Origin of the sequence: Sandaracinus amylolyticus, from assembly GCF_021631985.1 — a bacterium.
Taxonomy (GTDB): domain Bacteria; phylum Myxococcota_A; class Polyangia; order Polyangiales; family Sandaracinaceae; genus Sandaracinus; species Sandaracinus amylolyticus_A.
In genome coordinates this window covers 5,640,092-5,652,915 of sequence record NZ_CP070225.1, presented here as the reverse complement: position 1 = coordinate 5,652,915, position 12,824 = coordinate 5,640,092, and the positions used below count along the sequence as shown (strand labels likewise).

General features: G+C 70.3%; 14 protein-coding genes and 1 pseudogene. 5 read left to right on the top strand and 10 right to left on the bottom strand.

From position 1 onward, the window contains the following. Positions 1-9 precede the first annotated feature (9 nt). From kdpC to I5071_RS23895, 5 genes are all read right to left on the bottom strand, one after another. Positions 10-591: a potassium-transporting ATPase subunit KdpC gene (kdpC, locus tag I5071_RS23915; protein WP_236515021.1), complete on the bottom strand. Its 582-nt coding sequence runs from the start codon at positions 589-591 to the stop codon at positions 10-12. Positions 592-602: 11 nt separating this feature from the next. Continuing rightward, positions 603-2,756: a potassium-transporting ATPase subunit KdpB gene (gene kdpB, locus I5071_RS23910; RefSeq protein ID WP_236515019.1), complete on the bottom strand. Its 2,154-nt coding sequence runs from the start codon at positions 2,754-2,756 to the stop codon at positions 603-605. A 13-nt stretch (positions 2,757-2,769) separates the two neighbouring features. Beyond that, positions 2,770-4,503 carry a potassium-transporting ATPase subunit KdpA gene (gene kdpA, locus I5071_RS23905; RefSeq protein ID WP_236515017.1) on the bottom strand — a complete coding sequence of 578 codons (1,734 nt, stop codon included), beginning with the start codon at positions 4,501-4,503 and terminating at the stop codon, positions 2,770-2,772. Beyond that, positions 4,500-4,592, bottom strand: coding sequence for a potassium-transporting ATPase subunit F (locus I5071_RS23900; RefSeq protein ID WP_236515015.1), 93 nt, complete (start codon positions 4,590-4,592; stop codon positions 4,500-4,502). The genes kdpA and I5071_RS23900 overlap by 4 nt, the downstream gene beginning before the upstream one ends. Positions 4,593-4,711: 119 nt before the next feature. Next, positions 4,712-5,953, bottom strand: a complete 1,242-nt coding sequence (locus I5071_RS23895) for an outer membrane beta-barrel protein (protein ID WP_236515008.1) — start codon at positions 5,951-5,953, stop codon at positions 4,712-4,714. A gap of 303 nt (positions 5,954-6,256) precedes the next feature. Here I5071_RS23895 and I5071_RS23890 point away from each other — a divergent pair, with 303 nt between their 5' ends. Next, entirely contained in the window at positions 6,257-6,604 is a 348-nt protein-coding gene (locus I5071_RS23890; protein WP_236514999.1) for a hypothetical protein, read from the top strand. A gap of 74 nt (positions 6,605-6,678) precedes the next feature. Here the strand turns inward: I5071_RS23890 and I5071_RS23885 are convergent, their stop codons facing one another. After that, positions 6,679-6,927 (bottom strand): hypothetical protein, encoded by a 249-nt coding sequence (locus I5071_RS23885; RefSeq protein WP_236514996.1) that lies wholly within the window; start codon positions 6,925-6,927, stop codon positions 6,679-6,681. A 129-nt stretch (positions 6,928-7,056) separates the two neighbouring features. Here I5071_RS23885 and I5071_RS23880 point away from each other — a divergent pair, with 129 nt between their 5' ends. Further along, positions 7,057-7,299, top strand: a complete 243-nt coding sequence (locus I5071_RS23880) for a hypothetical protein (RefSeq protein ID WP_236514995.1) — start codon at positions 7,057-7,059, stop codon at positions 7,297-7,299. Here I5071_RS23880 and I5071_RS23875 read toward each other — a convergent pair. Next, positions 7,284-8,213, bottom strand: coding sequence for a LysR family transcriptional regulator (locus tag I5071_RS23875; RefSeq protein ID WP_236514994.1), 930 nt, complete (start codon positions 8,211-8,213; stop codon positions 7,284-7,286). The genes I5071_RS23880 and I5071_RS23875 overlap by 16 nt on opposite strands. 58 nt (positions 8,214-8,271) lie before the next feature. Here I5071_RS23875 and I5071_RS23870 point away from each other — a divergent pair, with 58 nt between their 5' ends. The 3 genes and pseudogenes from I5071_RS23870 (at position 8,272) to I5071_RS23860 (ending at position 11,549) form a co-directional block, all read left to right on the top strand. Beyond that, positions 8,272-9,504 (top strand): acyl-CoA dehydrogenase family protein, encoded by a 1,233-nt coding sequence (locus tag I5071_RS23870; protein WP_236514993.1) that lies wholly within the window; start codon positions 8,272-8,274, stop codon positions 9,502-9,504. A gap of 14 nt (positions 9,505-9,518) precedes the next feature. Further along, positions 9,519-11,066 (top strand): annotated as a pseudogene (locus I5071_RS23865) (acyl-CoA carboxylase subunit beta); the annotation flags it as partial. Between the two features lie 33 nt (positions 11,067-11,099). After that, complete coding sequence (locus I5071_RS23860) at positions 11,100-11,549, top strand: diguanylate cyclase domain-containing protein (RefSeq protein WP_236514991.1); 450 nt, start codon at positions 11,100-11,102, stop codon at positions 11,547-11,549. A 13-nt stretch (positions 11,550-11,562) separates the two neighbouring features. Here the strand turns inward: I5071_RS23860 and I5071_RS23855 are convergent, their stop codons facing one another. From I5071_RS23855 to I5071_RS23845, 3 genes are all read right to left on the bottom strand, one after another. Continuing rightward, positions 11,563-11,910 carry a hypothetical protein gene (locus tag I5071_RS23855; protein ID WP_236514990.1) on the bottom strand — a complete coding sequence of 116 codons (348 nt, stop codon included), beginning with the start codon at positions 11,908-11,910 and terminating at the stop codon, positions 11,563-11,565. A gap of 96 nt (positions 11,911-12,006) precedes the next feature. Further along, positions 12,007-12,354, bottom strand: a complete 348-nt coding sequence (locus tag I5071_RS23850; protein WP_236514988.1) for a hypothetical protein — start codon at positions 12,352-12,354, stop codon at positions 12,007-12,009. Positions 12,355-12,493: 139 nt separating this feature from the next. Further along, complete coding sequence (locus I5071_RS23845) at positions 12,494-12,691, bottom strand: hypothetical protein (RefSeq protein WP_236514986.1); 198 nt, start codon at positions 12,689-12,691, stop codon at positions 12,494-12,496. Positions 12,692-12,824: the final 133 nt, after the last annotated feature.

Here is a 12,824-nt window from a genome sequence, read left to right as displayed (position 1 = left end):
CCTCCTCCGTCAGCCGTGCTCGCGCGCGAGGCGATCGAGCGCGAGGTTCAGGCGCAGCACGTTCACCGAGGGCTCACCGAGCACGCCGAGCATGCGCCCCTCGACGTGCTCCTCGACGAGCGAGCGTACCCGCGCTTCGTCGAGGCCGCGCGCCCGCGCGACGCGATGCACCTGGTAGAGCGCGGCGGCGGGCGTGACGTGAGGGTCGAGCCCGCTGCCCGACGCGGTGACGAGATCGACCGGCACCGGCGCGTCGTTGCCGGGATCGGCGGCACGCAGCGCCGCGACGCGCTCACGCACCGCGGTCTCGAGGTCCTCGCTGGTCGGCCCGAGGTTGGAGCCGCTCGATGCCGCGCCGTCGTAGCTCGCCGCCGAAGGGCGCGACCAGAAGTAGCCCGGCTGATCGAACGGCTGCGCGATCAGCTCGGACCCGACGACGCGCCCGTCGTGGCCCTCGATGAGCGAGCCGTTCGCCTGGTACGGCATCAGCGCCTGCGCGACGCCGGTGACCAGCGCGGGATAGGCGAGCCCGGTGAGCACGGTGAAGAGCGCGACCATCACGACCGCAGGACGAATCGGTTCCTTGATCATCGCTCGCTCCTTCACACGAGCCCGATCGCGGTGAGGGCCATGTCGATCGCCTTGATGCACGGGAACGGGAGCACGAGCCCACCGAGCCCGTAGATCAGCAGGTTCCTGCGCAGCAGCGAGGCCGCGGGCTCGGCGCGGTACCTCACGCCGCGCAGCGCGATCGGGATCAGCGCGACGATGATCACCGCGTTGAAGATCACGGCGCTGAGCACCGCGCTCACCGGCGAGGTGAGCCCCATGACGTTCAGCGCGCCGAGCGCGGGATACGTCGTGAGGAACGCCGCGGGGATGATCGCGAAGTACTTCGAGACGTCGTTCGCGATGCTGAACGTCGTGAGCGAGCCGCGCGTCATCAGCATCTGCTTGCCGATCTCGACGATGTTCAGGAGCTTCGTCGGGTTCGAGTCGAGGTCGACCATGTTGCCGGCCTCCTTCGCGGCCTGGGTCCCGGTGTTCATCGCGACCGCGACGTCGGCCTGCGCGAGCGCGGGCGCGTCGTTGGTGCCGTCACCGGTCATCGCGACGAGGTGCCCCTTGCCCTGGTAGTCGCGGATCATCGCGAGCTTCGCCTCCGGCGTCGCCTCCGCGAGGAAGTCGTCGACGCCTGCTTCGGCCGCGATCGCCGCTGCGGTGAGCGGATTGTCGCCGGTGATCATCACGGTCTTGATGCCCATGCGGCGCATCTCGGCGAAGCGCTCCTGGATGCCGCCCTTCACGATGTCCTTGAGCTGCACCACGCCGAGCGCGCGCCCACGGTCCGCGACGACGAGCGGAGTCCCGCCGCCCTTCGCGATCTCCTCGACCGCCGCCTTCACCTCGCTCGGCAGCGCGCCGCCGTGCTCCGCGACGAAGCGTCCGATCGCGTCCGCCGCGCCCTTGCGGATCGAGCGACCGCGCAGGTCGACGCCGCTCATCCGCGTCTGCGCGGTGAACGCGACGAAGTGCGCCTCGAGCTCGTGCACCTCGCGCGCGCGGATGCCGAACTTCTCCTTCGCGAGCACCGCGATGCTGCGGCCCTCGGGCGTCTCGTCGGCGAGCGAAGCGAGCTGCGCCGCGTCCGCGAGCTCGCGCTCGCTCACGCCCTTCCCGGGCACGAAGCGCGTCGCCTGTCGGTTGCCGAGCGTGATGGTGCCGGTCTTGTCCATCAGGAGGACATCGACGTCTCCCGCAGCCTCGACCGCGCGCCCCGAGGTCGCGATCACGTTCGCCTGGATCATCCGATCCATGCCCGCGATGCCGATCGCCGAGAGCAGCCCGCCGATCGTCGTCGGGATGAGGCACACCAGCAGCGCGACGAGCACGGTCATGCTCACCGGCACGTCGTTCGGATCGGCGCTCACGTCGACGGCGTACTGCGAGTAGGGCAGCAGCGTCGCGGTGACGACGAGGAAGATGATCGAGAGCGCGGCGAGCAGGATGTCGAGCGCGATCTCGTTCGGCGTCTTCTTGCGCTTCGCGCCCTCGACCATCGCGATCATGCGGTCGAGGAACGTCTCGCCGGGGTTCTGCGTGACGCGGATCACGAGCCAGTCGCTGAGCACCTGGGTCCCGCCGGTGACCGCGCTGCGATCACCACCGCTCTCGCGGATCACCGGCGCGCTCTCGCCCGTGATCGCGCTCTCGTTCACCGAGGCGACGCCCTCGACGACCTCGCCGTCCCCGGGGATCGTCTCGCCCGCCTCGACGAGCACGACGTCGCCGGCGCGCAGCTTCGACCCGAGGATCGCCTCCACCGGCGCGTCGCGGCGCGCCTCGCGGAGCTTCTTCGCCTGCACGTCCTTGCGCGCCGCGCGCAGCGCGTCGGCCTGTGCCTTGCCGCGGCCCTCCGCCATCGCCTCGGCGAAATTCGCGAAGAGCACGGTGAACCAGAGCCAGAGCGCGACGAGCCCGGCGAAGAGAGGGGGCGCGTCGCCTTCGCCGGTGAGCGAGTGGAGGAAGAGCAGCGTGGTGAAGACGCTGCCCACCTCGACCACGAACATCACCGGGTTCTTGATCATCAGGCGCGGATCGAGCTTCACGAACGCGTCGATCACTGCGCGGCGCACGATCGTCGGCTCGAAGAGCGGACGCGCCACGTGCTTGTGGGAGCCGATCGAGGGAGGCGCTCCCTCGGCGGTCGCGGGCACGGCGATCGGACGGCCGCCGTTCTGGGAAATGTCGGTCATCGGATTCGACTCCTCAGCCAGCGATCATCTGGAGGTGCTCGACGATCGGCCCCAGCGCGAGCGCGGGGACGAAGCTCAACGCGCCGACGAGCACCACGGTGCCGACGAGCAGGCCGACGAAGAGCGGAGTGTGGGTGGGCATCGTGCCGGGGCTCGGCGGCACGGCTTTCTTCTTCGCGAGCGACCCTGCGATCGCGAGCACCGCGACGATGATCAGGAATCGCGACAGGAGCATGTTCAGCCCGTGGATCGTCGCGTAGAACGGGGTGTTGACGGTCAGTCCGGCGAACGCACTGCCGTTGTTCGCGCCGGTCGACGTCATCGAATAGAGCACCTCGCTGAAGCCGTGCGCGCCGGCGTCCTGGATGGTCGCGCGTCCCGGCTCGATCGTGATCGCGACCGCGGTGGAGGCGAGGATGATCACGGTCGGGATCAGGATCCCGACCGACGCCATCTTCATCTCGAACGCCTCGATCTTCTTGCCGAGGTACTCGGGTGTCCTGCCGACCATCAGTCCTGCGATGAACACCGCGACGAACACGAAGAGCAGCATTCCGTAGAGGCCCGATCCGACGCCGCCGAACACCACCTCTCCGAGCTGCATGAGCCACATGGGCAGCATGCCGCCGAGCGGAGTGTAGGAGTCGTGCATCGAATTCACCGAGCCGTTGGACGCCGACGTGGTCACGATCGCCCAGAGCGCCGAATTCGTGATGCCGTATCGGACTTCCTTGCCCTCCATGTTGCCGCCCGCCTGGAGATCGGTCGCCGCGATCTCCGCGCCCGCGTCGGCGAGCATCGGATTGCCCGCTTGCTCGACCATCACCTCGGGCACGAGGCAGAGCACGAAGATGCCAGTCATCGCTGCATAGATCGCCCAGCCCTGGCGCCGGTCGCGCACCATCGCGCCGAACGTGAAGCAGAGCGCGGCGGGGATGAGCAGGATCGCGAGCAGCTCGAAGAAGTTGGAGAGCGCGGTGGGGTTCTCGAACGGATGGGCGGAGTTGACGTTGAAGAACCCTCCGCCGTTCGTGCCGAGCTGCTTGATCGCGATCTGCGACGCGGCCGGACCGCGCGCGAGGATCTGATCGATGACCGTCGCGCCCTCGGCGTCGAGCAGGCGAGCCGTCGCCGCGCCGTCGAACGTCTGCACGACTCCTTGGGAGACGAGGACGAGCGCGAGGACGATCGAGAGCGGCAACAGCACGTGGAGCGTGCTCCGCGTCATGTCGACCCAGAAGTTGCCGATCTCGTCGGTCTGGCGACGCGTGATCCCCCGGATCAGCGCGGCGAGCACCGCCATGCCCGTGGCCGCGCTCACGAAGTTCTGCACCGTGAGCGCGGCCATCTGGCTGAGATACGACATCGTCGTCTCGCCGCCGTAGGCCTGCCAGTTCGTGTTGCTCGTGAAGCTCGCCGCGGTGTTGAACGAGACCTCGGGCGCCACTGCGCCGAGCTCGTCGGGATTCAGCGGCAAGAACGCTTGTGCGCGCTGGAGGAGATACACGAGCAGCATCCCCGCGGCGCTGAAGAGCAGCACCGAGAGCGTGTATTCCTTCCAGCTCTGCTCGCGCGTCGGGTCGACGCCCGCTGCGCGATAGAAGAGGCGCTCGATCGGGCCGAGGATCCGATCCGCGACCTTCGAGGTCCCGCCGTAGACGCGCGCCATGTACTCGCCGAGCGGCACCGCGATCGCGGTGAGCACGACGAGGTACACGAGCATCTGGACGATCGCATTCGAAGTCACTGCAGCTTCTCCGGCGCGAGCAGCGCGAACGAGAGATAGACGAGCAATCCGGTCGCCATCAGGGCGCCGAGGAAGAGGAGAATCGACATGGAGCCTCCGGTGCGGAGATCAGAGCCGCTCGGTCAGGAGCGCGAAGCCCCACACCGCGGCGAACGTGAAGAGCGTGAGCGCGACGTAGATCAGGTCGGTCATCGATCGTCTCCAGGGGTCAGAACCACGCAGTCGCGCCGACGGTGATCGTGTTCTGCGACGCTGCGTTCCGGACGAACGGCACGGTCGCGCCGTCGCCGATCACCTCGCCCGCGAAGTACGCGTCTCCCGCCGCTTCGTCGTGCCGGTACTCGAGGCGGAGCGAGACGTGGTCGTGGGGATGCACGTCCGCGCCGATCGTCGCCGACGAGACCCACTCGACCGGCCAGAAGATCGGCGACGCAGTCCCGCTCGCGTCGCTCGCGACGCGCTCCCAGAAGAAGTCGCCGCGCGCCGCGAACGAGAGCCACTCGATCACCGACACGCGCACCGCGAGCATGCCCGCGGCATATCCGCTGGTCCCGAATGCATTGGGCTCGAATCCGCCGGTGACCTGACCCTGGAACGCGAGCCACTCGGTCGCCGTGAGCGTGCCGTTGAGATCGAAGGTGTGTCGCCAGGCGCGGCCCTCGGGCGCGTCCTCCGGGCGCTCGACGCCCGTCGTGTACGAGAACGCCCCGGTGAAGAGCTCGCCGAGCGCGAAGGTCGCGTGGAGCATCACCGTCTTCTCGTCGTTGTTGTCGAGGACGGTGTTCCACCCGTTCACGAGCCAGAGATTCAGCGCCAGTCCGGGGATCACCTCGTACGAGACGCGAAATCCGGTGTGGTAGAACGGATATCCGTAGAACAGGTTCGTGCGCGAATAGAGCCAGTTGTCCTTGACCGCCATTCCCTCCACGCCGATCGGATGGAGGAACAGGCCCGCTTGGACGTTCAGCCCGGTGCCGATCGGGACGCGATACCCGACGTACGCCTGCTGGACGAATTGCCACAGCTCGATGCTCTGGGCGCCGACTCCCGTGCCGAGGCTGGGCGCTGCCGTCTCCGCCAGATAATACGTGGCCGGAGTGGAGCCCCACTGAAGGGTGATGCGGCCATTGACACCCTCCCAGTCCCACTGCGCATCGAGGACGACGTTCGACAGATTGAAGCTGTTGTGTCGATTGTCGAAGCCGCGGAGATCGGTGATTCCGTTGCTCGGCTCGTTGAAGTTGAATGCGTAATACGCCTCGGCCCAGCCGCCGATCGTGAACGGCTCGGGGCCGCCCTCGCTCGACGACGCGGTCTCGTCACCGGCGGGGGCCGCCGGCTCCGTGGTGTCCATCGTTGGTCCTGCGGCCGCGTCGTCCTGCGCCGCAGCGGCAGTGGCGCTCGACACCAGCACTGCGAGGAGCGCTGCGCCGATCCGATCCCGAGTCATCGCACTTCCTCCGCCGGCGAAGAAGCAGCACGCCGGCCAGCACGGAGACCCTAGCGGTGCCGTTCCTAACGTGGAGCAAAGAGGCCCCTCGATCGCGATAAGAGCGCGCTAATAACGGGGCTCCGCGGTGGATCGCACCATGGGGGTACCTACGCGCGTCGCTCCGCGGCGGCGACTCCGACGGTGGCGTTCTTGACGCCGTTTTGACGCGCGAGGGCGGCCCTTTGGCGGCGTGCTGACTCGGCCTGCCCGAAGCTGTGCGTCGTGGTCTATCGAATTCCCGCCCCGCCCGTCCGCGCTGCCGTGCGACGCGCTCGCCGCGAGACGCCGCATTCCTCTGCGCTCGATCTCGCGCACGCGGGGCTCGGGCTCCTGGCGTTCGCGCTCTATGCGCTCGTGATCCGCGCGGTGACCGCGCGAGGGCCCGACCCGATGCCGGCGGTCGCGCTCGCGTCGGTGGCGTGGGCGTGCTTCCAGTGGGCGCTCTCGATCGCAGCGCGCCGGTTGCGCGCGCACCTCGTCCACCGTCGCGCAGCGGAGCTGCTGCGGATCGTCAGGCCGCTGCGGTGCGTGGTCGAGACGCACCGCGAGCCTCGTCTCGCGCTCGTGCGAGCTCCGGTCGGTCGCGCGCGAGCGACGAACGAGCCCTGAGCGCTCGCGCTGTCCGGTGCGCCGGCTCGGACTCGGCGACGCGCGGAGCGCGTGAACGATCCCTGCGCTCGAGCTCACTCGTCCGCGGCGTCTTCGGAGCGCGCATGGCCGATGCGCAGCTCGCTCGTCGCGAGCGCGATCGCGAGCCCGACCACGATGCACGCGAGCGATTCGGCGGCCCCGAAGCGGGCGCGCTCGAGCAGCGCGGTGACGATCGGGATCATCGCCGTCGCCGCCGTCACCAAGAGCAGCGCGATCGACTCGCGATCGATCGCGTCGGGAGTGGCACCCTCGCGAGAGGTCTGCGGAGTCTGGTGGGTCATGCCCTCCAAGCTAGGGGCGCCGCGATCGCCATGGCGTTGAGACCCAGCGACCGGGCATCAAGCCCGCGCTAACGGCGCCGCGCGCGGCCCGCAGCTCGACGATGTCCGTCGGACGCGTTCCGCCACGCGATGAAGCGCGGCGCGAAGGGGCGCGGGCTGGTCATCGTCGACGCGCACGGCAAGACGCACCCGCTCGCCGCGGTGTGCGACGACCCCGAGCTGCTCGCGGGACGCACCGTGGTCACCCGCGGCGGTGACCTCGACGAGCGCGATCGCCGCGCGCTCGAGCGCGCGCACGCCGTCGTGTGGTGCGCGGGCGGGCTTCCCGCCAGGGCGATGATCCGCCTCGCGCAGCTTCACTCCGCCGCGTGACGACGCGCGCGCCGCTTCGGCTCGACGCCCTCGAGCAGCCGCGCGCGGAGCCACCGACTGCGCGCATCGGTGTCGGCGTGGCGGTGCCAGTACACGTGCAGCTCGATCGGCGGGAGCGGCAGCGGCACCGGCAGCAGCGCCAGCTCGAGCCGCTTCGCGATCGACTGCGCGTGCAACCGCGGCGCGGTGAGCAGCAGATCCGATCCCGCCACGAGCCGACACGCCGCCTCGTAGCGCTGACAGCGTGCCACCACGACGCGCTCGTGCCCGAGCCGATCCAGCAGCAGATCCTCGATCGACGATCCGGTCCGGCGCGACGAGACCGTCACGTGCCGCGCCGCGAGGTACTTCTTCGCGTCGAGCGCGCGCCGGCGCCGGCTCACCACGCAGAAGCTGTCGCGCGCGAGCAGCGCGTGACGCAGCTCGGGCCCCGCGGCGCGTGCCACGTCGACCACGAGATCGAGCCTGCCCGATCCGAGATCCTGCTCGATGCTCGCGCGGTCGAGCCGCACGCAGTCGATCGTCGCGTCCGGCGCATGGGGCCGGACCCGCGCCGCGAGCGCCGGCAGCACGGCGGGCTCGAGCTCGTCGTGCACGGCGAGCGCGACGTGCGCGAGGTCGCGCGCGGGATCGAAGTCGTGCGGCTCGAGCGCGCGGCGCAGGATCGCGAGGGCCTCGCGCACCGCCGGCGCGAGCCGCTCTGCGGTCGCGGTGGGCACGACGCCGCGCCCCTGACGCACGAAGAGCGCATCGCCGAGCTGCGCGCGCAGCCGCGCGAGGGCGTGGCTCACCGCGGACTGGCTGACGAAGAGCCGCGACGCTGCGCGCGTCAGGTTCCGCTCGGCGTAGGTCGCCTCGAACGTGAGCAGGAGATTGAGATCGAGCTGCCGGATCGAACCATGAGCGGTGCTCATGGTTCGATATGATCACGTTTCAGTTCCTTCATCCACCGCGCGCGCGCAGGATCGGCGCATGGACTTCACGCCGAGCCCTCGTTCCGTCGAGTACGTCGATCGCGTGCGGCGCTTCGTCGCCGAGCACATCCAGCCCGTCGAGGCGCGCTACTGGAGCGAGGTGCGCGCCGCGAACCCCGACGGGAATTGGCGCGCGTGGACGATCCATCCGCTGGTCGAGGAGCTGAAGGCGAAGGCGCGCAAGGAAGGTCTGTGGAACCTCTTCCTGCCCGACGCGCAGCTCGGCGCGGGCCTGAGCACGCTCGAGTACGCGCCGGTTGCCGAGGAGACGGGCAAGAGCTTCCTCGCGCCCGAGGTCTTCAACTGCGGCGCGCCCGACACCGGCAACATGGAGGTGATCTGGCGCTACGGCAGCGACGAGCAGAAGCAGCGCTGGCTGCGCCCGCTGCTCGACGGAGAGATCCGGTCCGTCTTCTGCATGACCGAGCCCGACGTCGCGTCGTCGGACGCGACCAACATGCAGGCGACCGCGATCCTCGAGGGCGACGAGGTCGTGCTGAACGGAAAGAAGTGGTGGTCGAGCGGCATCGGCGATCCGCGCGCGAAGATCGCGATCTTCATGGCGCGCACCCCCGACGCGGGCGCGGATCGCCATCACCAGCACTCGATGGTCCTCGTCCCGCTCGACGCGCGCGGCGTCGAGGTGAAGCGAATGCTCCCGGTCTACGGCGCGTACGACGCGCCGCACGGGCACGGAGAGGTGCACTTCACGAACGTGCGTGTCCCGCGCTCGAACGTGATCGCGGGGCTCGGCATGGGCTTCGAGATCGCGCAGGGCAGGCTCGGCCCGGGGCGCATCCACCACTGCATGCGCTGCATCGGCGCGGCGGAGCGCGCGCTCGAGCTGATGATCACGCGCGGCGCGTCGCGCACCGCGTTCGGCAAGCCGCTCATCAACCTGGGCGGCAACCGCGAGCGCGTCGCCGACGCGCGCGTCGCGATCGATCAGGCGCGGCTGCTCACGCTCTACGCCGCGTGGAAGCTCGATCAGGTCGGCGCGCTCGGCGCGATGACCGAGATCTCGGCGATCAAGGTGGTCGCGCCCAACGTGCTGCAGAAGGTCGTCGACGACGCGATCCAGATCCACGGCGGCGCCGGCATGTCCGACGACACGCCGCTCACCGGGTTCTTCGCGCAGGCGCGCAGCCTGCGTCTCGCCGACGGGCCCGACGAGGTGCACAAGGGCGTGATCGCGCGCATCGAGCTCATGAAGCGCGGCGTCTCCCGATGAGCGAGCGCGACGAACGACCGGAGCTCGCGGAGCTGCGCGCGCGGCTGCACGCGACGACCGACGAGGCGCGCCCCGACGCGGTCGCGAAGCGGCGCAAGACCGGGCAGCGCACCGCGCGCGAGAACGTCGCGGACCTCGTCGACGAGGGGAGCTTCGTCGAGTACGGGGCGCTCGCGCTCGCCGCGCAGCGATCGACGCGGACCGTCGACGATCTCGTGCGAGCGAGCCCCGCCGACGGCATCGTCTGCGGCATCGGCACGATCAATCGCGCGCTGGTCGGCGAAGAGCGCGCGCGCACGATGGTGCTCGCCTACGACTACACGGTGTTCGCGGGGACCCAGGGCCTCGCCTCGCACCGCAAGCTCGATCGCATGCTCGCGCTCGCCGCGCAGCACCGCGTGCCGATCGTGCTCTTCGCCGAGGGCGGCGGCGGGCGCCCCAACGACACCGACACGCACACCGTCGCGGCGCTCGACACCACGAGCTTCCACGCGTTCGCCGCGCTCTCGGGGCTCGTGCCGCGCGTCGGCATCGTCTCGGGTCGCTGCTACGCGGGCAACGCCGCGCTGCTCGGGTGCTGCGACGTGATCGTCGCGACCGACGACAGCAACGTCGGCATGGCCGGCCCGGTGATGATCGAGGCGGGAGGCCTCGGGAAGTTCGCGCCCGAGGAGATCGGCCCCGCCGACGTGCAGACCAAGAACGGCGTGATCGACGTGCGGGTGCGCGACGAGGCCGAGGCGGTCGCGATCGCGAAGAAGTACCTCTCGTACTTCCAGGGCCCGATCGCGCCGGGGCCGTGCGCGCCGCAGGAGACGCTGCGCGACGCGATGCCCGCGAGCCGTCGTCGTGGCTACAAGGTGCGGCCGATCGTCGACACGATCGCCGACACCGGATCGGTGCTCGAGCTGCGTCGCGAGTTCGGTCGAAGCCTGGTCACCGCGCTCGTGCGCATCGAGGGCATTCCGCTCGGCATCGTCGCGAGCGACACCGGGCACCTCGGCGGTGCGATCGATGCCGACGCGGCGGACAAGGCCGCGCGCTTCTTCCAGCTCTGCGACGCGTTCTCGCTCCCGATCGTCTCGCTCGTCGACACGCCGGGGTTCATGGTCGGCCCCCAGGCCGAGCAGACCGCGCTGGTGCGTCACGTCTCGCGCATGTTCGTCGCGGCAGCGAGCCTCTCGGTGCCGTACTTCACGGTCGTGCTGCGGCGCGGCTACGGGCTCGGCGCGCAGGCGATGGCCGGCGGGCACTTCCACGCATCGGTCTTCACGGTGTCGTGGCCCACTGGCGAATTCGGCGGGATGAACCTCGAGGGCGCGGTGCGCATCGGGATGCGCAAGCAGCTCGAGGCGATCGAGGATCCCGCGGCGCGCGAGCAGACCGCGCAGGCGATGATCGCGGAGGCGCAGCGGCGCGGCAGCGCGATCAACATGGCGTCGCTGCTCGAGCTCGACGCCGTGATCGATCCGGCCGACACCCGCGCGTGGATCCTGCGAGGCCTGCGATCCGTGCCGACGCCGCCGCGCGAAGGGCGCCGCCGGGTGGTCGACACCTGGTGACGTCGCCCGAGGGCGATCGATGCCATCGACCGCGTGAGCGGCGGTACTCACGACTGGACCGACACGCATCCGCGCGGTGCGCGCGCCCGATTGATCCGCCAGGCGCTCGTCGTCGCCTTCACCAGCATCGGCTCGTTGCTCGCGCTCGCAGCGCTCTCGTACGTGTGCACGCGAGAGAGTGACGTGGTCGCGCGGCTCGGCGGCGACGAGCTCGTCGTCGCGGCGATGGTGCGCGACGAGGACGCGGCCGGCGCGTTCGACGGCCGGCTGCGCGAGCTCGTGCGCGCCCACAACGCGCGCGGAGCGCGTCCTTTCCGCGTGTCGCTGAGCGTCGGCTCGGCGCTCTGGCGCGCGCAGGACGGCAAGGATCTCGAAGCGGTCGTGCAGGAGGCCGACGCGGCGATGTACGCGCAGGAGCGCGCGCGACGCAGCGCGGTGACGACCTCCGGCGAGGCGATCGTCCGGCCGCGACCGAAGGCGTGAGACGCGTCGATCCTCAGCGCGCGTAGTAGCGCGTGCCGCGACGCTGGCCCTGCTTGCGCAGATCACCCGACGCCACGAGCTTCGCCACGACGGGCTTCAGCTCGGCGCTCGGCCGCGCCAGCTTCTCCGCGAGCTGCTCGACGCGGATCCCCGGCGTCGCGCGGACCTGCTCGAGGACCCGCACCGTGTGATCGCCCTTCGCGGAGGCCCTCGGCGCTCCGAGCGCCGGTGCGGCCGCGCGACGCGCCGGCGCGCCATTGGATCCGAGCGCGCTCGCGACGCTCTCGACCACGGCTGAGCGGGTGAGGCGCTGGAGATCGAGCGTGAAGCTGCGGATGAGCGTTTCGATGTCCCGTTCCATGACGCCGCATCCTAGTCGCGCGCACGCTCGGTTGCGAATCCGTGTCGCACGTGCGGCACGTCGCCACGTCACGCAGGTGCGTGCAGGTGCGCCCGATCAGGAGCTCACGTCGGGCGGCGGCATGACCGCGAACGTCAGCTCGGGCGGCTCTCCCGCGATGCGCGCGGCGATCGCCTGTCGCATGCGCTCGCGGGCCCGCTCGAGCGCGTCGCGGAGGAGCACGTGACGCGACGCCGGCGCCACGACGACGACGAGGACCGACGTGACGTCGGGGTGCGGAGCGACCTCGAGCAGGAGCGCCTCGTCGAGGCACGCGTCGAGCTCCATCTCGCGTCGTAGGGCCTCGCCGAGCGCGACTTCGTACTCGGCACATCGCTGCTTCGTGCGCGCGTCGGGATGGAACGCCGCGGCAGCGGGGACCTCGTCCGGTTCGTTCGGGCGCATGCTCTCGAAGATGCTCGTTTCATGCCGTGATCGCCGGTTCGGGCGCAGGTCGGCATGCACGAGCACGGGAGTCGAGAGTGCCAATCCGACTGGCACGCTCGACTCCCGTGCTGCGCAATCGCAATCCCGAGCGCGAGAATCAGAGCCCGCCGCCGGGCTCACGCTCGACGTCGTACTCCTCGATGTCCTCCTCGTACTCGACGCCACCGCTCGGCTTCTCGACCTCGACCTCTTCTTCCTCTTCGCCGACGCCCATGCCGGTGCCCCGGCGATCCTCGCAGCCCGCGAGGGGCGGCAGCGCGAGCGCGATCGCGAACACCCACCAGTAATTCTTCATGACGTTTCGCTCTCCCTCGCCGCGCCTCGTCGCGGCGCGGCCGAGGACTGCGACGCGCGTGCCGCGACCGCTCGAGGACGGACTCGGCCCACAACGCGCGCCAAGCCCTCGTGCCCGGGCTCGCGGTCAGAGG

Excerpts from the sequence above, each read along its gene's own strand:
- I5071_RS23850 (WP_236514988.1), bottom strand. The coding sequence starts at position 12,354 with ATGCGCCCGAACGAACCGGACGAGGTCCCCGCTGCCGCGGCGTTCCAT.
- I5071_RS23880 (WP_236514995.1), top strand. The coding sequence starts at position 7,057 with ATGAAGCGCGGCGCGAAGGGGCGCGGGCTGGTCATCGTCGACGCGCAC.
- I5071_RS23875 (WP_236514994.1), bottom strand. The coding sequence starts at position 8,213 with ATGAGCACCGCTCATGGTTCGATCCGGCAGCTCGATCTCAATCTCCTG.
- I5071_RS23855 (WP_236514990.1), bottom strand. The coding sequence starts at position 11,910 with ATGGAACGGGACATCGAAACGCTCATCCGCAGCTTCACGCTCGATCTC.
- kdpB (WP_236515019.1), bottom strand. The coding sequence starts at position 2,756 with ATGACCGACATTTCCCAGAACGGCGGCCGTCCGATCGCCGTGCCCGCG.
- I5071_RS23895 (WP_236515008.1), bottom strand. The coding sequence starts at position 5,953 with ATGACTCGGGATCGGATCGGCGCAGCGCTCCTCGCAGTGCTGGTGTCG.
- I5071_RS23870 (WP_236514993.1), top strand. The coding sequence starts at position 8,272 with ATGGACTTCACGCCGAGCCCTCGTTCCGTCGAGTACGTCGATCGCGTG.
- I5071_RS23885 (WP_236514996.1), bottom strand. The coding sequence starts at position 6,927 with ATGACCCACCAGACTCCGCAGACCTCTCGCGAGGGTGCCACTCCCGAC.
- I5071_RS23900 (WP_236515015.1), bottom strand. The coding sequence starts at position 4,592 with ATGTCGATTCTCCTCTTCCTCGGCGCCCTGATGGCGACCGGATTGCTC.
- I5071_RS23845 (WP_236514986.1), bottom strand. The coding sequence starts at position 12,691 with ATGAAGAATTACTGGTGGGTGTTCGCGATCGCGCTCGCGCTGCCGCCC.
- kdpC (WP_236515021.1), bottom strand. The coding sequence starts at position 591 with ATGATCAAGGAACCGATTCGTCCTGCGGTCGTGATGGTCGCGCTCTTC.